Source organism: Devosia sp. Root436 (genome assembly GCF_001426345.1).
Lineage (GTDB): Bacteria > Pseudomonadota > Alphaproteobacteria > Rhizobiales > Devosiaceae > Devosia.
Genome location: NZ_LMEM01000001.1, coordinates 108,355 through 128,953, shown reverse-complemented (window position 1 = coordinate 128,953; position 20,599 = coordinate 108,355). Strand labels below are relative to the sequence as shown.

Below are 20,599 nucleotides of genomic sequence, written 5' to 3'. Positions count from 1 at the left end.
GACTTTCCTGGAGATGACATGCCTGTCCTGCCTAGTGAAATAGACAATCGATCCGCCGAATTTGCCGCCAACGTCGCGGCCATGCGGACTTTGGTGGATGACCTGCGGGAAAAGCTCGCCGTGGCGGCTGTTGGCGGATCGCCCGAGGCTCGCGCACGGCATATGGCCCGGAACAAGCTCCTGGCGCGCGAGCGGATTGACCTGCTCCTCGATCCAGGTACGGCGTTCCTGGAAATCGCACCGCTGGCCGCTCACGGCCTCTATGGCGGCGACGTCCATTCGGCCGGCGTCGTCGCCGGAGTCGGGAGGATCAGCGGCAGGGATTGCATGGTTGTTGCAAATGACGCCACCATCAAGGGCGGCACCTACCACCCAATGACCGTCAAGAAGCATCTGCGGGCCCAGGACATCGCCCGCGAGAACAATCTGCCCTGCATATACATGGTGGATTCCGGCGGCGCCTTCCTGCCCCAGCAGGACGAAATCTTCCCCGATGAACGCAACTTCGGCCGCATCTTCTACAATCAGGCGCGAATGTCCGCTGCTGGCATTCCGCAGATCGCCATCGTCATGGGTTCTTGCACGGCGGGCGGCGCCTACGTCCCTGCCATGTCGGACGAGAGCATCATCGTGCGCAACCAGGGCACGATCTTTCTTGGTGGCCCTCCCCTGGTCAAGGCGGCGACCGGAGAAGTGGTGACCGCCGAGGACCTGGGCGGCGCCGAGGTCCATAGCCGGCAATCGGGCGTCGTCGACCACTACGCCAATGACGACCACCACGCCATCGGCATTGCCCGCAGCATCGTGGCCTCGACCAACCTGCCGGCGCCATCGCCGCGCAACGTGATTGCGCCCCGCGATCCGCTCTACCCTGCCGAGGATCTTTACGGCATCGTCCCGAGCGACCTGCGCAAGCCCTATGACGTGCACGAGGTGATCGCGCGGATCGTCGATGGATCGGAATTCGACGAGTTCAAGCAGCTTTTTGGCAAGACGCTGGTCTGCGGCACCGCCCATATCTGGGGCCACCCGGTGGGGATCATCGCCAATAATGGCGTGCTGTTCAGCGAAAGCGCCCAGAAAGGCGCACACTTCATCGAATTGTGCAGCCAGCGCCAGACTCCCCTGGTGTTCCTGCAGAACATCACCGGCTTCATGGTTGGTCAGAAATACGAAGCCGGCGGCATCGCAAAGGACGGTGCGAAACTGGTGACCGCCGTCGCGACAACCAGCGTACCGAAATACACGGTGGTAATTGGCGGCAGCTACGGGGCTGGCAATTACGGCATGTGCGGGCGCGCCTATTCCCCCCGCTTCATGTGGATGTGGCCCAATGCCCGTATCGCCGTGATGGGCGGGGAGAGCGCGGCCACCGTGCTCGGCATCATCAAGCGCGAGGGCATCGAAAAGGCGGGAGGCACCTGGTCGGAGGACGAGGAGGAGAGCTTCAAGGCCCCGATCCGCGCGCAGTACGAGGTGCAGGGCAACCCCTATTACGCGACGGCCCGGTTGTGGGACGACGGCATCATCGATCCGGCAGACACGCGCCGCGTCCTCGGGCTGGCGCTCTCCGCAGGCACCAATGCGCCCATCGAGCCAACGCGCTTCGGCGTATTCAGGATGTGACGATGACAGATCTCTTGTTGCAATATCGCGCGCCAGGGGTGGCATGGATCGTGCTCAACCGCCCCGACCGGCATAACGCATTCGATGATCACCTTATTGCCGACCTGACCGCGATGATCGAGACGGTTGAGGCCGACAAGACCATCCACACGATCATACTGACCGGCAATGGCCCCAGTTTCAGTGCGGGCGCGGACCTGGGCTGGATGAAGCGCGCGGCACAGGCGAGCCTTGAAGCCAACATGGCAGACGCAGAGGCCCTGGCCAGATTGTTGCACACGCTGAATGCGGCCACCAAGACCACCATTGCCCTGGTCCAGGGCGCGGCCTTTGGCGGCGGCGTGGGCCTCATCGCCTGTTGTGATATCGCCATAGGTTCGGCCGACACCAAGTTCGCACTCTCGGAAGTCAGGCTGGGCCTCATCCCAGCGGCCATCAGCCCTTTCGTCATAGCGGCGATAGGGTCGCGGGCCGCCCGCCGCTATTTCCAGACGGCCGAGACCTTCGGCTCGGACGAGGCTTTGCGCATCGGGTTGCTGCACGAAGTGGTGCCCGCGGGTGAGCTGGAAAATCGAGCCGACGCGTTGCTTGCCGCGCTCGACAAGACGGCACCCATGGCCCGCAAAGACGCCAAGCAGTTGATCCACGACGTCGCGGGCAAGCCCATCGACGGTGAACTCGCCGCATTCACGGCGGGTCGTATTGCCAGCATTCGGGCCGGAGACGAAGCCAGGGAGGGCCTCGCGGCTTTCTTCGCGAAGCGTCCCGCAAACTGGATCTCCGGGGGGAGCAAGAAATGACGCCGTCTCACAAGACCGCCCCCTACCGATTTGACAGTGTGCTCATCGCCAACCGCGGCGAGATCGCCTGCCGCATCATTCGCACCGCGCGTTCGATGGGCCTGCGGACCCTCGCCGTTTATTCCGAGGCGGATCAGCACGCCCAACACGTCTCGCTGGCCGACGAAGCGCTGATGATCGGCCCGGCGGCGGCGCGGGACAGTTACCTTCGGATCGACCGCGTGATAGCGGCCGCGATCGAAAGCGGCGCACAAGCCATCCATCCCGGCTACGGATTCCTGTCGGAAAACGTCGCCTTTGCCCAGGCCTGCGACGAAGCGGGCATCGTCTTCATCGGGCCGCCCGTCGCCGCGATCGAGGCCATGGGGTCCAAATCCGCCGCCAAGGCGCTGATGGCATCGTCCGGTGTACCGCTGGTTCCCGGATATCATGGCGCCGGCCAGGACATCGAGACTCTCGGTCGGGCGGCCGAGGAATGCCAATACCCCGTCCTGATAAAGGCGTCTGCGGGCGGCGGCGGCAAGGGAATGCGCATCGCCAACAGCGCCGAAGACCTGCCCGAGGCGGTTGCGGCGGCCAGGCGCGAGGCCAAGGCCAGCTTCGGCAATGACCATGTCCTGGTTGAAAAGTTTATCCAGCGTCCGCGCCACATCGAGGTGCAGATTTTCGGCGATCATCATGGCAACGTCGTTTCGTTGTTCGATCGGGAATGCACGTTGCAGCGGCGACACCAGAAGGTGCTCGAGGAGGCCCCCTCCTCCAGCCTCGATGAAAGCCAGCGCGACGCCATCTGCGAGGCGGCGCGTTCGGCAGGCCGGGCCGTGGGCTATACCGGTGCGGGAACGGTGGAATTCGTGGCCAATGATGATGGCTTCTATTTCATCGAGATGAACACCCGGCTGCAGGTCGAGCATCCCGTTACCGAGATGATCACCGGGCTGGACCTGGTGGAGTGGCAATTGCGCGTCGCCTTCGGCGAGCCCTTGCCGCTAGCCCAGGACCAGATCAGCCGCAGGGGCCACAGCTTCGAAGCCCGCATTTATGCCGAAGACCCGGAAAGCGGGTTCCTGCCCGCAACCGGCACCATTGCCGAATGGCGGCAACCAGAACCGGCGGAGTGGCTGCGGATCGACAGCGGTTTCCGCACCGGCGACGCGATCACGGCCAATTACGATCCGATGATCGCCAAGCTCATCGTCCACGGTGACGACAGGCGGCAGGCGCTGCACCGGCTCAACCGGGCCCTGGACGGATTCAGGATCACCGGCGTCAAGACGAATGTCGCCTTTCTGAAAACCCTGGCGTCTCGTCCCGAAGTTGCCGCCGGCGACATGGACACGGGATTTATCGAGCGAGAACTGACCACGCTGGTAACGCCCCAGTTGGACATCAGCCCTGCCGATCTGGCTGCCGCCGTCGCCGCCGTTCTGATGCGGGAACGGGCCACGCTCACGCCCGGCCAGGCCTCGCCGTGGACCATGGGAGACGGCTGGATGCTGGCCGGTTCACGCCGCCGCCGCTTCGATTTCGAGAATGCCGGCGGGCTTCATCGGGCCTTTCTGCATTACCGCCGGTCGGGGACGGAACTCGAAGTCGAGAGCGTCGTCCATCCCCTCGATTTCGCCCGGCGCGATGATGACCGGATCGACGTATTCTTCCGCGGGCGCAAGGAAGTTGTCGATGCACTCTGGTCGGGACGAACACTGGACTTCGTCACCCCGCGAGGGCGGCGCCGCGTGCACCATGTCGATATTCTGAGCAAGGCATTCGAGGCCGCAGGGCCGGATCCGAGCTTCCGGGCACCGATGCCCGGTGTCATCCAGCAGATACTGGCCGAACCGGGTGCGCATCTGCTGCGTGGAACGCCTGTGCTTGTCATGGAGGCCATGAAGATGGAGCACACTATCCGCGCCCCGGTCGACGGCCGTCTCGTCACGTTGAACTGTCGGGTGGGCGACCTGGTTGAAGAGGGGGAAAACCTCGCGGCATTCGAGGCGGACGCACCATGAACAATTCGGTTCGCATCGTCGAAGTCGGCCCGCGCGACGGCCTGCAGAACGAGGCTGCGCATTTGCCTGCGGCGACGCGGGTTGCCTTCGTCGAGCGCCTGATAGACGCCGGGCTAAGCACGATTGAAGTCGGCAGTTTCGTGTCGCCACGGTGGGTGCCGCAGATGGCCGGCACCGACACCGTTTTGCGCAGCCTGGGCAGCCGGCCAGGCAAGGCCTTTCCGGTGCTGGTTGCCAATGAAAAGGGCCTGGACGCCGCGATCGCTGCAGGAGCCGAAGAAGTGGCCATCTTTGCCGCCGCGACCGAGGCCTTTTCCAAGAAGAATATCAACTGCTCCATCGCGGAGTCGATCGAACGCTTTCGTCCGGTCGCAGAAAAGACGCTGGCATCGGGCCTGCGCTTGCGCGGCTATGTCTCCTGTGTGCTTGGTTGCCCCTATGAAGGCGAGGTTCACCCCGATCAGGTGGTCTGGGTGGCTATCGCACTCAGGGAGTTGGGCTGCTACGAGGTCTCGCTTGGCGACACGATTGGCGTTGGGACGCCGACCAGGGCCGTGGCGCTGATCGACCAAGTCGCGGATGCCATTGGCGTGGAGCGTATCGCCGTCCATTTCCACGACACCTATGGCCAGTCGCTCGCGAACATATTTGCCTCGTTACAGCGCGGCGTACGCGTCGTGGATGCTGCGGTCGGAGGGCTCGGAGGGTGCCCCTATGCTGTCGGCGCAAGCGGCAATGTCGCTACCGAAGACGTTGCCTACATGCTTGGCGGCATGGGTATCGAGACCGGAATTAATATGCAAAAACTGCTGAACGCTGCGGAATATATTACATCTGCTCTCGGAAGAGTTCCAACATCGCGCGTTTACAGCGCTATTCGGCCCCTTTCACGCCTTTAGTCAACTGCCTTGCGGTCCAGCGGGCCAGCGTCTGCTATGGAAGGTCCGGGACCAAAAACCGATAGTCCGCTCACGGCCCCAAAGCCGATATGCTCGGTGCGGTGTAACACCATGCTTTAGGTTCGAGCGGGTCAAGTAATTATCTGGGACCTGCCGCAAGGATCGCTCTGGCCCGTGCGATGACCGGCGCGTCGACCATGGCGCCATCCACCGAGAATGCCCCCTCCCCGCCGGCGGCAGCCGCCACCACCCGCTCCGCCCAGGCGCGTTCTTCGGCGCTCGGGGCAAAGCCGGCATTGAGCAGCGGCACCAGTGAGGGGTGCACGCAACTGGCGCCATCGAAGCCATGCTCCCGCGCCTCGCGGGCCGCGGCGGCCACCGCGTCGGCATCGCCATAGTCCGCGGTCGAGCGCAGCAGTCCGTACGATTGCAGCCCCTCGGCCTTGGCCGCGTAGTGGACCATGAGCTTGGGCACGCGCAATGCCTCCGGCGTGGGCCGGCCGCCCAGCGCCAGGGCCAGGTCCTCGCCGCCGGTGCTGAGCGCCACCACGCGCGGCGCGCGGGCGATGCTCCTGGCATCCAGCACCGCACCGGGGTCCTCGATCAGCGCCACGAAATCCAGCGCCTGCCGCCCCAGTTCAGCCTCCACGCCGACCAGCAGCGCCGCCAGCGCTGCCAGCGCCGCCGGGTCGCGCGCCTTGGGAATGAACAGCCCCTGCGCGCCGGCCCGGCAGGCGGCCAGTGCATCCTGCTGCTGGCTTTCCCAGTCGGCATTGACGCGGACAAGGACCCTGGCGCCGCGCTGGCCCACCGAGGCGACGCTCTGCCTCAGCCCATCGCGCGCCGCTGCCTTGTGCGAGGCCGGCACCGCGTCTTCGAGGTCGAGAATGATGGCGTCGGCCCCGCGCTCATGCGCCTTGGCGATGAACCGCGCCGAATGCGCCGGCACATAGAGCAGCGAGCGGATCATGGCGCCACCGCCGCGGCAATCTCCGCCGCGCTCAGTCCGGCTTCCCGCAACACATCCCTGCTATGCTGTCCCAGCTCCGGCGCCGGCAATCGCCACACGCCCGGCGTGGCCGACATTTTCGGCACGATGTCATGCATCGGCAACTGGCCGAATGTGTCATCCTCCGCCGCGACGATAATCTCGCGCTCGGCGAAATGCGGATCGCCCATGGCATCGGCAATATTATAGATCGGCCCCACCGTCGCCCCGGCCCGCCGCATCGTCTCCAGCGCTTCATGGCTGTCGCGCGTGGCAAACCACGCCCCGATCGCCTCATCCACCAGCGCCCGATGCTTCACCCGGTCCGAATTGCTGGCAAAGCGCGGATCGTTATTCATCTCGGCCCGCCCAATAGTCTCGAAAATCCGCCGCGCCACCGCCGGGGTCGAGCCCGATAGCGCCAGGTATTTCCCATCCCGGCACTTATAGACATTGCGCGGCGAGGCCGTGTTGGACGCGCTGCCCATCCGCTGCTTGACCTTGCCGGTCACCGCATGGATCGCGGCTTCCGGCCCCAGCACCGAGAACATCGGCTCCAGCAGGCTCAGGTCGATCACCTGCCCCCGCGCCGTGCCAGCCTGCCGCGCATAGAGCGCCATCATGGTGGAAGAAGCGCCATAGATGCCGGCCACCATGTCGGCCAGCGCCAGCGGCGGCAGCACTGGTTCGCGGTCGGGAAAGCCCGTGCGGTCGGCAAAGCCGCTCATCGCCTCGATCAGGGTGCCGAAGCCGGGATATTGCGCATAGGGCCCGGTCTGGCCGAAGCCGGAAATGCGCACCACGATCAGGTCGGGATTGCGCGCCAGCAATGCCTCGGGCGCCAACCCCATCTTTTCCAGCGTCCCCGGCCGGTAATTCTCGATGAACACGTCGGCACTCTCGATCAGCTTCCACAAAGCCGCCATGGCCGGCGCCTGTCGCAGGTTCAGCATCACCGAGCGCTTGTTGCGCCCATAGGTCTTCCAGAACAGGCTATGCCCATCATCCTTCCACGCCCGTAACGGGTCGCCTTCCGGCGGTTCCACCTTGACCACATCGGCGCCAAAATCTGCCAGCTGCAGGCTGAGCATGTTCCCCGCCATCAGCCGGGAAAGGTCGAGTACGCGAATGCCCCGGAGCGGGCCGGTGGCGGTGGGATCGAAATGCTTGCTGGTGAAGGTCATGGCCAACCACCCAAGCCGGAGAGCCCCAATCGGATTCCTCCCCCTTGACGGGGGAGGTTGGGTGGGGGTGTTGACAGCCCGGATATCGTGGCTCTCGCCCCCCACCCCGGCCCTCCCCGCGAGGGGGAGGGAGTTGCATCGTGGCTCGCCATCACCGCAGCCTGAGCCCCGTTGCCTTGTCGAAGACGAACAGCTTGGCCGGGTCGATCACCAGATGGATGGTCTCATCCGGGCTCAGCAAGCCATGGTCGCGCACCACGACCGAGATGTCCTCCTCGCCCACCCGCGCCAGTACTTCCTGCGCGTCGCCGGTCGGCTCGACTACCAGCACCCTGGCCTTCACGCCTGTCTCGCCCAGCACGATATGCTGCGGCCGCACGCCGTAGACGATCTCGGTACCCTCGGGCACCTCCAGCGCCGTGCCCAGCGGCAGCACGGCGCCCCCCTTGAGCGCGATGTCCGTGCCGCCCCCATAACGCGCCTCGAACAGGTTGATCTCCGGCGAGCCGATGAAGCCGGCAACAAACAGGTTGGCCGGATTGTTATAGAGCTCCAGCGGTGCCCCCGCCTGCTCGATCCGCCCGCCATTCAGCACCACGATCTTGTCGGCCATGGTCATGGCCTCGGTCTGGTCGTGGGTCACATAGACCATGGTCTTGCCCAGCCGCTGATGCAGCCGCTTGATCTCGCCGCGCATCTTGACGCGCAGCTTGGCATCGAGGTTGCTCAGCGGCTCATCGAACAAAAACGCCCGCGGATTGCGCACGATGGCCCGGCCCATGGCCACGCGCTGCCGCTGCCCGCCCGAGAGTTCGCGCGGCAGCCGGTCGAGCAGGTTTTCGAGCCCCAGGATTTCCGCCGCCTCGGCCACCCGCTGCCGGATTTCGGCCTTGGAGGTCCCCGCCAGCCGCAGCGAAAAGCTCATATTGTCGGCGACCTTCATATGCGGATAGAGCGCGTAGCTCTGGAACACCATGGCGATGTCCCGCTCCTTGGCCGGCATGTTGTTGACGATCCTGCCGCCGATGGTGATCTGCCCGGCGGTAATATCCTCCAGCCCCGCGATCATTCGCAGCAGGGTCGATTTCCCACAGCCGGAAGGCCCGACCAGCACGACGAATTCGCCATCGGCCATTTCAAGCGAAATGTCGCTGAGCACGGTGACGTCGCCGTAGCGCTTGCCGACATGCTTGAGTTCGATTTCCGACATGCTGGTCCTCCTTGCGGCTTACGCCGTCTCGACGATCTCGATCCGTCCCACGCTCATCCGCCCCGCCGAAGCCAGCCGGATGCCCGCCATGCCATAGTCATAGGCGCCATCCGTGGCGGCGATCAGTTCCTTGCCATCGACGGCAAAGCTCAATTTGTCGTCCCGAACGCTGAACGCGAACTGGTAGCTCCTGCCCGTCTCCGCCTTGAACGGCGCGCGGGCCAATATGGTGGTGCCGAAATCCTCCTTGAGGATCACCACCTCGTCGCCCTCGAACCCGGCTGCATAGAACCGCCCGGTGCCCTGCACCCGCGCCGTCACCAGTTGCGACACACCCGATAGCCGCTGGATATCGGCCTTCACCACCACGTCCCGCGCATAATAATGCCCGGTCCACATATCGGCATCGCCCGAGGTATGGCCATGGATGCGGCCATCCTGTTTCGTCCAGTGCCCGCGATTATAGGTGAACCGCGTGATGGCGCCCCATTCCTGCGTCTCGGTCGCCGGCTCGATCACCGTATGTCCGGCGCCTTCAACCCGGAAATCGGCCAGGAACAGCCGCCCCAGGAATTTGAGCCGCCCGAAATATTCGATGGAAATGCCGATCTCATCGATGGCCTCAGCCCCCTCGGGCACCACGAAACAATAGTCCTGCCACCCCTCGGCCGACGGCACATCCCACGCCCCCGTCTCCTCGATGGCCCCGCTCATCGTCCTGCGCAGATAAGGCGCCACGCGCAGGTTGCCGTCGCCATTCCACGGATCGAGCCACAGCTTGAAGCTGACCACCTGCCCGCCATCCACCACCGGGGTAAACATCGGCCGATAGCGCTCGTCGTCGAAATCCGTCCGCCGATAGAACGGCTTCCAGAACACCCGTCCGCCCTGCCCGCGCTCCAGCCGGTCGAGCTGGATTTCCAGCGACCCGCGCGAACCCTCCACATGCCGCTCATCCGAGTGCCGCAGCGAAATCTGGTTGAACCCCTCGGTGCGGAAACCATGCGTCGAACCCGGCAGGTCGAAATCGAACCGCAACCCGCGTCGGGTGAAATCCTCCAGCCACAGCTTGGGCACGTCCCGCCCAGCCAGCTGCAACGCCAGCACCGTCAGCTCCCGCGCAAAGCTCGGAATGTCGACGATATTGATCGACCCCACGATGCCCGAGGCGACCAGGAAATCGTTGATCGGCTTGCGATACTTGTCCCACCCCTCACTGAGCCCCTGGAACGTCGCGACAATCGCCGCCGCATTGCCCGCATTGCAGTCGGTATCCCAGCCCGCCATGGTGGCGATTTCCGCCGTGCGCGGCAGGTCGCCCTTGCCATAGAGAATGGCCATGATGGTCACCCCGGCATTGGGGATGATGTGGCAGACGCCCGGATAGCGGTCATAGCCCCAGTCCGCGGTGAGCATGTCGCGGCAGGCCCGCCAGTCGTCGGGATTGGCCTTGAAGAAATCGATCACCGCCCGGCAGACCTTCGCATAGGTCGAATTGGCATCCACCGTCGCCAGAGCCGTCTCGACGATCTCGTCGATCGACTTGGCCTCGAAGGCCGCGGCAATCGCCGCCGCACAGAAGCGTGCGCCATTGAGCCCGTCGCCATCATGCGCCACCGATGCCGCCATGGCCGACATCTCCGCCGCCCGCTGCGGATTGCCCGGATTGACCCAGCCCCAGCTGTCGATGAAGATTTGCCCGCCGATCTGCTCGGCCACCGTGGTTCCGTTCTGCGCAATCGAGCCCGATTGCGGCGCCTCGATCCCGGCCCGCAGGTTGCGATAGGCCGTGTGCTCGGTCGACACGCCGAACCCGCCCCACCAATACATGCCATGCTCCTCGGCGGCATAATTGAGCCACGTCCTGCCCACATCCGCCGCCGTCGCCTTCAGCCCGTAATCGCGCAAGGCGCGGATGAAATAGACCGGCCCGTTGGTGTCGTCATCGGCGGCGAAATTCTTGAAATCGCGCAGATATTGCGTCACCTCGCCATAGGTCTTCTGGATGCGCTCATAGCTCCAGATGGTCGGCTCCACCGGGGCGCCCAGGCGCACGCCGATAGCCTTGCCGATAAAGCCGGCATAGATTTTTTCGAGGATTTGGATTTCCGAGAGCATCAAAGGTCTTTCGTTCTAGTCGTTTCAGGCAATGCCGAGGGCGTCGAGCGCAGTCCGGCGCGCATCGGCCGCCGCGCGGTCGGCGGCAAGAATCCCGGTGATGGTAGCGGTAAAGGCATCGGCCGACCCCACCAGATCGAGCCGGTTGGCGCTGTCGAGCAAAGCGCGATCCTCCGCCGCTATGACAGCCTCGCCATGCAGCGCCCCCAGGATTGCCCCGGCCATCACCCCGATGGAATCGGTGTCGCGCCCCGAATTGATCCCGTCCTCGATGGAGCGGCGGAAATCGCCCCCGTTGAAGACGCAGAAGCCCAAAGCCAGCGGCAATTCCTCGATGGCCTGCAACCGGCTCGGCCGGTAGGCATCGGTCAGCCGTCCGACCTTGTCATTGCTGTGATTGACGTCGTCACCCATCACCGAATAGCGGGCAATGGCCTGGTGGAACGCCTCGCACACCTGGGCATGGTCCGTCTCCGTGCCGCGCAGCTGCCTTGCGATCCCGGCAATATCGGCAATGGCCGCCCGCGTGCCGTCCTTGGCCAGACCAAGCACCACCTCGACAACACTGTCGATGCTGGCGCCCGGCACAAAGGCAGCGGCCACCGCGGCGGCCATCACGCCTGCCGCTTCCAGCCCATAGCTTTCCTGATGGCCCGAGGCGAAGGCAATCGCCTCGTCATAGGCGGCCTTGGGGTTAGCGGCATTCACCGCGCCGATGGGCGCGATATACATGGCCGCGCCACAGTTCACCATATTGCCGATGCCGCCCTGCCGCGGGTCGCAATTGGCCAGCTGGTGGCGCTGGAAAATCCACTTTTCCGGATAGAACAGCCGGTCGATCAGCATGGCCTCCCGCTGCAATTCCGGCACCCAGCGCGCCTTCCAGGCGATTTCGCGCACCATGCCATCGGCCATGTCCCAGGCGTCGAGATGACGCTTGGTGTCGCCATAGATATCCATCAGCGCCAGCGTCATCAGCGTATCGTCGGTCACGATGCCATTGCCCCGCACCCGCCCGTTCCGCGCCCCCGCATCGAGGCTCATCTTGTGCCATTCCGTATTGAGCGAAGTTACCCGCCCATAGCGCTGGCGAATTTCGGCCGCCGAGAGCTTCTCCACCGGCGCGCCCAGCGCATCGCCCAGGGCAATGCCATGCAACATGGCGCGGACACGGGATCGCAGGGATTGGGTCATTTCACTCTCATATTCGTCTGAATTCTCAGTCGTCTCCCTCCCTTGCGGGGAGGGATCAAGGGTGGGGGGTGTTTGGCCCGAATATCGGGGCAAACACCCCCTCCCAACCTCCCCCGTCGAGGGGGAGGAGCCGCCCGGTGGGCGCGGCCAGATGGTGCTCCACCCGACCACGTATCAAATGTCTTACTTCAGCACCGTCGCCGCATATTCGGCCATGCGCGAACCGCCGGCAGCGTTGTACTCGCTGACGAACTGGTCCCACTGGTCGAAGCTGGCTTCGCCGGTGATGAACTTGGCCACCCACGAGCGATAAACCTGCTCGGTGGCGTCCACATCAGCGGCATAATCGGCCGGCCAGACGAAGGCATTGTCGGGCGTGAAGTCGCTCTTGAGGTTGTCCAGCGCCTGCTGCGCGGTGGGCGACAGCAGCGGGGTCGGTGAAGTCCAATTGGCGGCGTTGAAGAAGCGGGCATACCAGGTCGAGATCTGGTCGGTATAGGTCACCGCCCCGCTGGCATCGGTGGTGTGATGCACGCCCTCAAAGCCCATGCGGTCGATATCCTGGCCTTCCTTGGAGGCCATGAAGTCGAGCACGGCAAAGGCCGCTTCCTTGTTTTCCGACAGCGAGGAGATGGCCCAGCCGCGCGATTCCTTGGAAACGTCGACCGCCGCCAATCCCTGTCCGCCCGGGCCCGAAGGCGCCGGCAGCAAGGCCAGGTCGATCTCCTCGCCCGGATGGGCCTGGCGCATCTTGCCGGTATAGATGTCGATCACCTCAGGCGACGACCCGAAGATCACCCCGGCCTTGCCGGTATAGAACTTGTCTTCCTTGACGTCCCAGGTGTTGGTCACGAATTCCTTGTCGAACAGGTCCTTGGCGGCCAGTTCTGCATAGAATTCGAGCTTGGCCTTTTCCGCGTCGGTGACGCGCGAACTGACCCAGGCGCCATCGGCATTCTTCATCCACGTGCCGGTCACCCCGAATGCCTGGTTGAACACCGAGTCGAGCTCGGCCGTGGTGCCATAGCCGGTCAGGCCCAGCGTATTGCCCGTGGTGCCGTCGCCGTCCAGATCGGCGTCGTGAATTGCCTGGAACAGGGCTTCATACTCTTCCACCGTCTGGGGCGGCTCGAGGCCAAGCTGGTCCAGCCAGTCCTTCCGCATCACCGGCTGCGGCGCGCGTGGCGGGTAGACGTAGAGCAGGTAGGGATAGTTGGCGAGGCGGTCCACATTGTGCGGCCACAGCGCATCCTTGATATGGGCCGATTTCTCGATCCACGGAGTGAGGTCTTCCAGGATCCCCTGTTCGGCCATCTTCTGGTCGCCGCCCTGGAAATACATGATGTCTGGAATGTCGCCCGACAGCAGCATCACCCCCAGCGCATCGGCATAGCCCGAGCCGGGCAGGTCGACGATCTGGATATCGACATCGGTGCCCTGTGCCTTGAGTGCGGCCTCGATGGCCTCGATTTCCTTGACGTCATCGGGGTTGGTGGTCAGCAGGTCTTTGCTGACCAGCCGCAACGTGGTCTGGGCCATGGCCGGCATGGCCATGGCGCCCAGCGCGGCAATGGCGGTCGTCGCCAGCAGCAGTTTCTTCAAAGTCATTGGTCGTTCCTCCTTGGTTTTTGGTTGTGCTTCGCACCGCTTGCGCGGAATTGGTTGAATCTGTGCAGCCCCCTCATCCGCCCTTCGGGCACCTTCTCCCACAAGGGGAGAAGGGGATGGAGCCGAGAGCTCTCAGTCGGTTCCCTTCTCCCCTCGTGGGAGAAGGTGGATCGGCCGCAGGCCGAGACGGATGAGGGGGTCTTGGCCAGGCCTGCGATTGCCGGGCCACTGCCCACGGAATGTTCGACCTTCGTCATCATCCCTTCAGCGCTCCCGACATCGTCCCCTTGGTGAAGAACTTCAGGATCAGCGGATAGATCGCCAGGATCGGCAGGATGGTGATGAGGATCATGCCGGCCTTGAGTGCGCGGATGTTGATCTGCGCCAGGCCCAGATTGTTGTTGACGTTGTTGGCGCCCACGATGGCGATCTTGTCGCCCTCGATGACGAATTGCCGGAGCACCACCTGCAAGGGCCACTTGCTCTGGTCGTTGAGGTAGATCATCGCCCGGAAGAACTCGTTCCAGTGCAGCACCAGGTAGAACAGCGCGATAGTGGCCAGTGCCGGCCTGGCCAGCGGCAGCACCACCATGAAGAAGGTCTGGAATGGGTTGGCGCCGTCTAGCTCGGCCGCCTCCAGCAGCTCCTTGGGAATTTCCTCGAAGAAGCGGATCAGGATGATCAGGTACCAGGCGCTGATCGCCTTATACATGATGACCGACCAGGGCGTGTTGAGCAGGCCCATGCGCTTCATCAGGAAATAGTCGGGAATGATGCCCGGTTCGAAGACGATGGTCACCAGCACCAGGATGAAGATCAGCCGTCGCCCCGGCAGGCCCGGCCGCGACATGCCCCAGGCCATCAGCGCCGTGCCGAATACGCCGATGCAGACGCTGGTCGCCGTCATCCACACCGAATTGAAGATGCCGCGCTGCACATTGGGATGCTGCAGCAGCAGCAACCAGACATCGGGCGAAAACCCGTCGGGAAAGATCGACAACCCCGAAAAGCCGGCGACCTTGCTGGCATCGGACAGCGACAAAGCCAGCAGGTTCAGCAGCGGCTGCAGCGTGAACACCACCAGCAGCAGGAGCGTCGAGACGATCAGCACATATTCGACCCGCTCCAGCGGGGTCCGGCGCGATTGGCTGGCCATCACCACACCCCCTTGCCGGTCAGCCGTTTGCTGACGAAGTGGGACACCAGCACCAAAGCCATGCCGATCACCGCCTTGAACAGGCCGGCCGCCGTGGCCAGCGCATATTCCCCGGTCGAAAGGCCCATGCGGTAGACATAGGTGTCGATGATATCGATGGTCGACGCATTGACCGCGTTCTGCATGTTGATGATCTGGTTGAGGTCGGCGCTGAGGAACATCCCCATATTGAGGATGAACAACGTCGCGATGGTCGGCACGATGCCCGGAATGGTGACGTGCCGGATTTTCTGCCAGCGATTGGCGCCATCCATTTCGGCGGCCTCGTAGAGCTCGGGGGCGATGGCGAAGATGGCGGCCAGATAGAGCAGGCTGTCCCAGCCGGCCGAGCGCCAGATTTCCGACACCACCAGCACCCAGCGGATGGTGCCGGTATTGGTCATGTAGTTGACCGGCTCGAACCCCATCGCCGTCTGGACTTGGTTCACCGCCCCATCGGTCGGCGACAGCAGCGCGATGAACACGCCCGCGATCACCACCCAGGAGAGGAAATGCGGCAGGTAGATCGCCGACTGCACCGCCCCGCGCAGCTTGCCGCTGCGCACCTCGTTCAGCAGCAAGGCCACGATGATCGGCACCGGGAACACGAAGAGGATTTTCATGCCCGAAATGATCAGCGTATTGGCCAGCACCTGGTAGAAGATCGGCGAGGAGAACAGCACCTCGAAATTCTTCCACCCCACCCAGATATTGGGCGGGATGATGCGCACATTCTCGAAGGCCATCTTGGCCTCCCAGATCGGCACATAGTGCCAGATGAAGAAGAACAGCAGCCCCGGCGCCATCATCGCGTAATAGGGCCACCACTGCCGCACCTTTTCACGCATGCCCGTTCTCGATGCTAACAGTGTGCTAGCCAACTCGCTCTCTGTGCTAGTCGGTTCCGAACCCATACCGGACCCCGAGCCGTGTGCGGGAACGTTCCCATGCTTAAGGGCAATGGCGATCCGTTGCTTGTCCTTGGCAACCATGGTCAGACACCCCCTCCCCTGGCAACGCGCCTGGGATTTTGTGCCGACAGGTCGGCGAGTGAGCCTCGCTCTATCAGGCGGCATGGCAAGTAAATTCGCCGATGTTCCGGCTTGTGTTCGATCTCGCTGAACAGGCCCTCGACGGCGCGGGCGCCCATGTCGCGCCCCGGCTTGGCCACCGTCGTCAGCCCCGGCCAGGCGAATTCGCCAGACGGAATGCCGTCGAACCCGATGACCGAAACGTCCTCGGGGCAGCGCAAACCCGCCTCGCGCACCGCCATGATGGCGCCGATCGCCATCATGTCATTGGCCGCGAAGACGCAGACATGCCCCACATGGTCGCGCGCCAGCAACCGCCGCATCGCCTGCTTGCCGCCCTCGACCGTATACTCGCCCTCCTCCATCGCCAGGATGGCCGGGTCGATATCCCGCTCGATGCAGTGCTGGTGCACCGCGCGCAGGAAACGCACCCGCGCCAGCCGGTTTTTGGGGCCGACGATCAGGCTGGGGGCGCCATGCCCCTTGGAAACCAGGTGATCCATGCCCAACCGCACGCCCTGCGTGATGTCGGAACCCACGCTGGACGTCTCGACGAAGCGTTCGGCGCTGGAGCCGATCAGCACGAAGGGCAGCCCAAACCGGTCGAGGTCGTCGAAATTGTCGGCCACCGGATTGATGATCGCGCCATCGACCCGCGCCCGGCGCAAGGCCCGCAGATGCGCGGCTTCCTTTTCCACATCCCAGTCCGACGAGAAGACCAGCAGCGAAGCGCCGGCTTCGGCCGCCTGGTCCTGCGCGCCCCGCGCCACCTCGGCCCAGAACGGATTGGTGATATCGGGAATGACCAGCCCCAGCATGCCCGAACGCCCCGAGCGCATGCCGACCGCCAGGTGATTGCGCTCATAGCCCACGGCCGCCGCCGCCAGGACCACCCGCTCCCGCGTCTCTTCGGTGATGTTGGACGAGCCCGTCAGCGCCCGCGCCGCAGTGCTCTTGGACACTCCCGCGCGTTCAGCGACATCGATGATCGTCGGCCGACGACCGCGGCTCTTGCTCATGACTCATCCCTTCGACGCAGCCTCTTGCCGGGCTCGCATCGTCATGGGAACGTTACCGCGCCTAACTCAATTGTCAATCGCCAATCGCTGACACCGGGGATAATCCGTCCAAGCCCTTGAACGCGCGGGCGGTTTTGCGGGCATAACTATATCATGCTGCTGCTTGCTGCACCGGCACAAAGGCGCTACGCCTCCGCCATGAGCTTCAACAAATTCCCGCCCAAGCCGAAATACGACCCCGATACCGGGCCGGTCTATCTCTATGGCCTGCATACCGTGCGCGCCGCATTGGACAACCGGAACCGCATCAAGAAGGTGCTGCTGGCCACGCCTAACGCCCTGATGCGGCTCAAGGAAACCGGCGAGATCGGCAAGGTTGCCGTCAAGGAAACCACCCCCAGGGAGCTCGACAAGCTGCTCGGCGACGATGCCGTACACCAGGGCGCCGCGCTCGAAGTCGATCCGGTGAGCCGCTTCGGCCTCGACGACATAAAGCCGCTCAGGCTCGTCGTGGTGCTCGACCAGATCACCGACCCGCACAATGTCGGCGCCATCCTGCGCACCGCCTGCGCCTTTGGCGCCGATGCGGTCATCACTACCGCCCGCCACTCGCCGCGCGAGACCGGCGTCATGGCCAAATCCGCCTCGGGCGCGCTCGACCTGGTGCCGATGATCGAGGTCCGCAATTTGGGCGACGCGCTGGAAAAACTCAAGGCGCGCGGCATGTTAGTGCTCGGCTTTGATTCTGAATCGGAACATCAGCTCAAGCCCCGCACCGGCGATCAGGCCCTGGCCATCGTCATGGGCGCCGAGGGCAAGGGTTTGCGCCAGCGCACCCGAGAGCTCTGCGACGAAATGGTCAAGCTCGACATGCCCGGCCCGATCAAGTCGCTCAACGTCTCCAACGCCGCCGCCATCGCCCTGTTCGCGGCCACCGCCGGGCGGTCCTGATGAGCCAGTTCGCGCCCTTTGCCGTGGCCCTGCGCCTCTCGGGCGTCACCATCGACCAATACGCGCTCGACGCGAGCCTGAAGCAGCTCACCAGCCGCTACGAGCCAGAAGACGCCGAGGCGAGCTTCTATGCCCAGGTGGATGTACCCACAAACAATCCGGTGCGGGCCCTTCTGGAACTGGCCGAACGCTCCGGACCGGCGATAGCGGCCATGCTGGAAGACCGCCGTATCGGCAAGGCGGTGCTCGATCTGGCCTTCGACTATCCCGAGCATGGCGAGGCCATGTCGGCCCGCCTCCCCGCCCATGTGGCCGCGGCCATTGCCGGGCATGGCATCGATATCGAGATTTCGGTCTACCTGACCGATGTTGAGGAAGACGAAGAGGGCTGAGAGTCCTCTCCTTCTAGAGCGTTCCCCGCAGCAGCGGCGCATCGGCCGTGATCAGGTCACGACCGAAGATGGAACTGTCCTTGGGCACCAGCCGCACCACCGAATAGCCACGCTCCTCGAGTTGCGCCAGGAACAATGGCAGCGTCTCCACCGTGCGCTGGTGGATATCGTGGAACAGGATGATGCCGCTGCCGCGCGCTTCGAGCCGCTCCATCGTGCGTGCAGCGACCACTTCGGGCGTGTCCTTGTAATAGTCCTTGCTGTCGATATTGACGTCGAGGATGACCATGCTGCCCTGCATCAGGTTGGTGCGGAGGAACCCCGTCTGCGACAGATAAGGGAAGCGAAAGAACGGCGACAGATTCTGCCCGCCCCCGGCCAAAGCCAGTTGCACCGCCCGCTCGCCCCTCGCAATCTCATCCAGTGCCGCCTGCCGGCTGAGCTTACTCAAATCGACATGATCGAAGGTGTGGCTGCCCACCGTGTGCCCGCTGGCAGCCACCTGCTGCGCCAGCCCCGGATGGACCTGCGCCGCCGCGCCCAGCATCAGGAATGTCGCCTTGACGCCGAAATCGTTCAGCGTGGCGAGAATTTGGGGGGTCTTGCCCGGTCGCGGGCCATCATCGAATGTCAGGATGACTTCGCCGGGGCGCAGGACGATGTCGGCGGTGGACGCCACGGCAAGCGTGCGTCCACCGAGATTGCCGCTGGCAAAGATGCGCTCGGGCATCGGCTGCTGCGTGATGGGTTGCGAGGCCGGCAGGATGCTGTTGGTAATCAGCGCCGCATTCGTCGCTCGCGCCGATATCGCATGCGGGTTAGGCGGCTTGGCGCAGCCTGCAAGCGCCAGGCCCGCGATCACAAGACCCATAACAAAACGCGAAAGCGACACGGCCTGAACTCAGCACGATCAAAACTGAGCTCACCTTTCGCGATTATGGTTAACATTCCCCTCGCGAAATCTTAAGGACTACTTACCCGCCAATGATTTAGCCCTGCGCCCGAGCGTATCCAGCGCGCTAAGAAAGGCCGATCGGTCGGCGGGGCGGAAACCGGCATTGTAACCCTTGCTCTCACCGGTCTCGCGCAGATGCTGCTTGAGATCGCGCATGGCCAGCGCCATGCCGATGGAGGCCGGGGTGAATGGCCTGCCGGTAAAGCCCAATACGTGGCAGCCCTTGTCGATGGCGCGGCTGGCCAGCGGAATATCGGCGGTGAGCACGATGTCATTGGCCTGCGCGGCGTCCACGATCCAGTCATCGGCCGCGTCGGTGCCGGCCGGCACCACCACCACGCGGATCATCGGATCGCGCGACGGCCGCACCCCGCCATTGCTGACCAGCGTGACGACCAGCCCCAGCCGCTCGGCCACGCGTATGGCCTCATCCTTGACCGGACAGGCATCGGCATCGACGAATATTGTCGGCTCAGCCATGGGCGATGACGCCTTTCACGAAAGCCAGCCGCTCGGCAACCGGCGCCTTAGGAAGTTCCACCACGCGATAGCCCAGTTCCGCATAGACGTCACGCATCGGCTCGTAGATGCGCTGGGCATGCTGCCATCCTTCGGTGCGCTCCGCGTCATTGACAAATATCTCGGCCCAGGGTGGCGCGAAGAATACGATGGGGTTGTAGCGGTAGAGCATGGCGGCGCGGTGGAAATGCCCCGTATCGGGCAGCGCCAGCATGCGGCCAAAGGCAACAAGGTCCGGAATACCGCGATCACACAGTGCCGGCCTAGCATTGTCCCGCAGGGCCTGCCAGCTCTGAACGTCCCGGTCGAGCATCAGTTCGGCGAACATGGCAGGGTTGCGCCATTGCACGGCGGGACCGTCGATGGCCGCCTGCGACTGGATGACAGCGCGGGCAGCCTCCCAGCCAACCCTGAATCCGTCTTCGCTGGCTGCGTTCAACAGCGTTGTCTTTCCGGCGCCGGGCGCGCCGGTAACGATGAAGAGATTGTCGGCAGAATGAGTCATGATGGGTCCTCGTGACAGAGGGGAGACCGGAAATGGCGGGAAAGGTGATCGACAAGGCCGCGTGGGCGGATGCCACGGCGGGTATCGGCAACTGGCGGGGAGAATTCGAAGGCGGCGCCCATGGCGCCGGCATCAGCGTGATCTTCGTCTTCACCGAAAAGATCGGCGGAGGGCCGCACCTGCACCAACATCCCTATCCCGAAACCTTCATTATCCGCAACGGCCACGTACGGTTCACCGTGGGGAACGAGACAATCGAAGCCTCGGGTGGACAGATCGTCGTCTGCCCGCCCAATGTGCCGCATAAATTCGAAAACCTGGGGCCTGGACCATTGGAACAGATTGATATTCACGAAGCCGGGGCCTTCGAAACCCTATGGCTGGAATAGGCCGGAC

19 protein-coding genes are annotated in these 20,599 nt (G+C 64.0%); 7 read left to right on the top strand and 12 right to left on the bottom strand.

The window, feature by feature from the left end; genetic code table 11:
- The first annotated feature begins 18 nt into the window (after nucleotides 1-18).
- Genes ASD04_RS00690 through ASD04_RS00675 form a run of 4 tightly spaced genes read left to right on the top strand, consistent with a single transcriptional unit; the run spans nucleotide 19 to nucleotide 5,334 of the window.
- Entirely contained in the window at nucleotides 19-1,626 is a 1,608-nt protein-coding gene (locus ASD04_RS00690; protein ID WP_056251123.1) for a carboxyl transferase domain-containing protein, read from the top strand.
- A 14-nt stretch (nucleotides 1,627-1,640) separates the two neighbouring features.
- The gene (locus ASD04_RS00685) at nucleotides 1,641-2,426 is read left to right on the top strand and encodes an enoyl-CoA hydratase-related protein (RefSeq protein ID WP_244488215.1); all 786 of its coding nucleotides are present in this window, start codon (nucleotides 1,641-1,643) and stop codon (nucleotides 2,424-2,426) included.
- Nucleotides 2,423-4,435: an acetyl-CoA carboxylase biotin carboxylase subunit gene (locus ASD04_RS00680; protein ID WP_056251119.1), complete on the top strand. Its 2,013-nt coding sequence runs from the start codon at nucleotides 2,423-2,425 to the stop codon at nucleotides 4,433-4,435. The genes ASD04_RS00685 and ASD04_RS00680 overlap by 4 nt, the downstream gene beginning before the upstream one ends.
- Nucleotides 4,432-5,334, top strand: coding sequence for a hydroxymethylglutaryl-CoA lyase (locus ASD04_RS00675; RefSeq protein ID WP_056251118.1), 903 nt, complete (start codon nucleotides 4,432-4,434; stop codon nucleotides 5,332-5,334). Before ASD04_RS00680 ends, ASD04_RS00675 begins: the two co-directional genes overlap by 4 nt.
- A gap of 139 nt (nucleotides 5,335-5,473) precedes the next feature.
- On the opposite strand, the gene ASD04_RS00670 is transcribed toward ASD04_RS00675, so the two are convergent.
- The 9 genes from ASD04_RS00670 to ASD04_RS00630 form a co-directional block, all read right to left on the bottom strand.
- The gene (locus tag ASD04_RS00670) at nucleotides 5,474-6,304 is read right to left on the bottom strand and encodes an aldolase/citrate lyase family protein (protein ID WP_056251115.1); all 831 of its coding nucleotides are present in this window, start codon (nucleotides 6,302-6,304) and stop codon (nucleotides 5,474-5,476) included.
- Nucleotides 6,301-7,506, bottom strand: coding sequence for a CoA transferase (locus tag ASD04_RS00665; RefSeq protein WP_056252768.1), 1,206 nt, complete (start codon nucleotides 7,504-7,506; stop codon nucleotides 6,301-6,303). Before ASD04_RS00665 ends, ASD04_RS00670 begins: the two co-directional genes overlap by 4 nt.
- Before the next feature lie 151 nt (nucleotides 7,507-7,657).
- Nucleotides 7,658-8,716, bottom strand: coding sequence for a sn-glycerol-3-phosphate ABC transporter ATP-binding protein UgpC (ugpC, locus tag ASD04_RS00660; RefSeq protein WP_056251110.1), 1,059 nt, complete (start codon nucleotides 8,714-8,716; stop codon nucleotides 7,658-7,660).
- Between the two features lie 18 nt (nucleotides 8,717-8,734).
- A complete protein-coding gene (locus ASD04_RS00655) occupies nucleotides 8,735-10,834 on the bottom strand; it encodes an ADP-ribosylglycohydrolase family protein (RefSeq protein WP_056251107.1) in 2,100 nt (699 codons plus the stop codon).
- A gap of 24 nt (nucleotides 10,835-10,858) precedes the next feature.
- On the bottom strand, nucleotides 10,859-12,028 hold the full coding sequence (locus ASD04_RS00650; protein WP_056251104.1) for an ADP-ribosylglycohydrolase family protein: 1,170 nt from the start codon (nucleotides 12,026-12,028) through the stop codon (nucleotides 10,859-10,861).
- A 183-nt stretch (nucleotides 12,029-12,211) separates the two neighbouring features.
- Nucleotides 12,212-13,636, bottom strand: coding sequence for an extracellular solute-binding protein (locus ASD04_RS00645; RefSeq protein ID WP_056251101.1), 1,425 nt, complete (start codon nucleotides 13,634-13,636; stop codon nucleotides 12,212-12,214).
- Nucleotides 13,637-13,892: 256 nt separating this feature from the next.
- Nucleotides 13,893-14,792: a carbohydrate ABC transporter permease gene (locus ASD04_RS00640; protein WP_056252765.1), complete on the bottom strand. Its 900-nt coding sequence runs from the start codon at nucleotides 14,790-14,792 to the stop codon at nucleotides 13,893-13,895.
- Nucleotides 14,792-15,679: an ABC transporter permease subunit gene (locus ASD04_RS00635; protein ID WP_056251098.1), complete on the bottom strand. Its 888-nt coding sequence runs from the start codon at nucleotides 15,677-15,679 to the stop codon at nucleotides 14,792-14,794. Before ASD04_RS00635 ends, ASD04_RS00640 begins: the two co-directional genes overlap by 1 nt.
- 146 nt (nucleotides 15,680-15,825) lie before the next feature.
- Nucleotides 15,826-16,881, bottom strand: a complete 1,056-nt coding sequence (locus tag ASD04_RS00630; RefSeq protein WP_056251095.1) for a LacI family DNA-binding transcriptional regulator — start codon at nucleotides 16,879-16,881, stop codon at nucleotides 15,826-15,828.
- 153 nt (nucleotides 16,882-17,034) lie between these two features.
- Between ASD04_RS00630 and rlmB the strand changes: the two genes are divergently transcribed.
- A complete protein-coding gene (rlmB, locus tag ASD04_RS00625; RefSeq protein ID WP_244488214.1) occupies nucleotides 17,035-17,832 on the top strand; it encodes a 23S rRNA (guanosine(2251)-2'-O)-methyltransferase RlmB in 798 nt (265 codons plus the stop codon).
- Nucleotides 17,832-18,224 carry a hypothetical protein gene (locus ASD04_RS00620; RefSeq protein ID WP_056251091.1) on the top strand — a complete coding sequence of 131 codons (393 nt, stop codon included), beginning with the start codon at nucleotides 17,832-17,834 and terminating at the stop codon, nucleotides 18,222-18,224. The genes rlmB and ASD04_RS00620 overlap by 1 nt, the downstream gene beginning before the upstream one ends.
- A gap of 13 nt (nucleotides 18,225-18,237) precedes the next feature.
- Here ASD04_RS00620 and ASD04_RS00615 read toward each other — a convergent pair whose 3' ends face one another.
- The 3 genes from ASD04_RS00615 to ASD04_RS00605 all read right to left on the bottom strand — a co-directional run bounded on the left by ASD04_RS00615 (nucleotide 18,238) and on the right by ASD04_RS00605 (nucleotide 20,203).
- On the bottom strand, nucleotides 18,238-19,095 hold the full coding sequence (locus tag ASD04_RS00615) for a polysaccharide deacetylase family protein (RefSeq protein WP_082530890.1): 858 nt from the start codon (nucleotides 19,093-19,095) through the stop codon (nucleotides 18,238-18,240).
- Between the two features lie 99 nt (nucleotides 19,096-19,194).
- On the bottom strand, nucleotides 19,195-19,659 hold the full coding sequence (locus ASD04_RS00610; protein WP_056251088.1) for a YaiI/YqxD family protein: 465 nt from the start codon (nucleotides 19,657-19,659) through the stop codon (nucleotides 19,195-19,197).
- Nucleotides 19,652-20,203 carry an AAA family ATPase gene (locus tag ASD04_RS00605; protein WP_056251085.1) on the bottom strand — a complete coding sequence of 184 codons (552 nt, stop codon included), beginning with the start codon at nucleotides 20,201-20,203 and terminating at the stop codon, nucleotides 19,652-19,654. Before ASD04_RS00605 ends, ASD04_RS00610 begins: the two co-directional genes overlap by 8 nt.
- Before the next feature lie 44 nt (nucleotides 20,204-20,247).
- On the opposite strand from ASD04_RS00605, the gene ASD04_RS00600 reads away from it, so the two are divergent.
- On the top strand, nucleotides 20,248-20,592 hold the full coding sequence (locus ASD04_RS00600; protein WP_244488213.1) for a cupin domain-containing protein: 345 nt from the start codon (nucleotides 20,248-20,250) through the stop codon (nucleotides 20,590-20,592).
- Nucleotides 20,593-20,599: the final 7 nt, after the last annotated feature.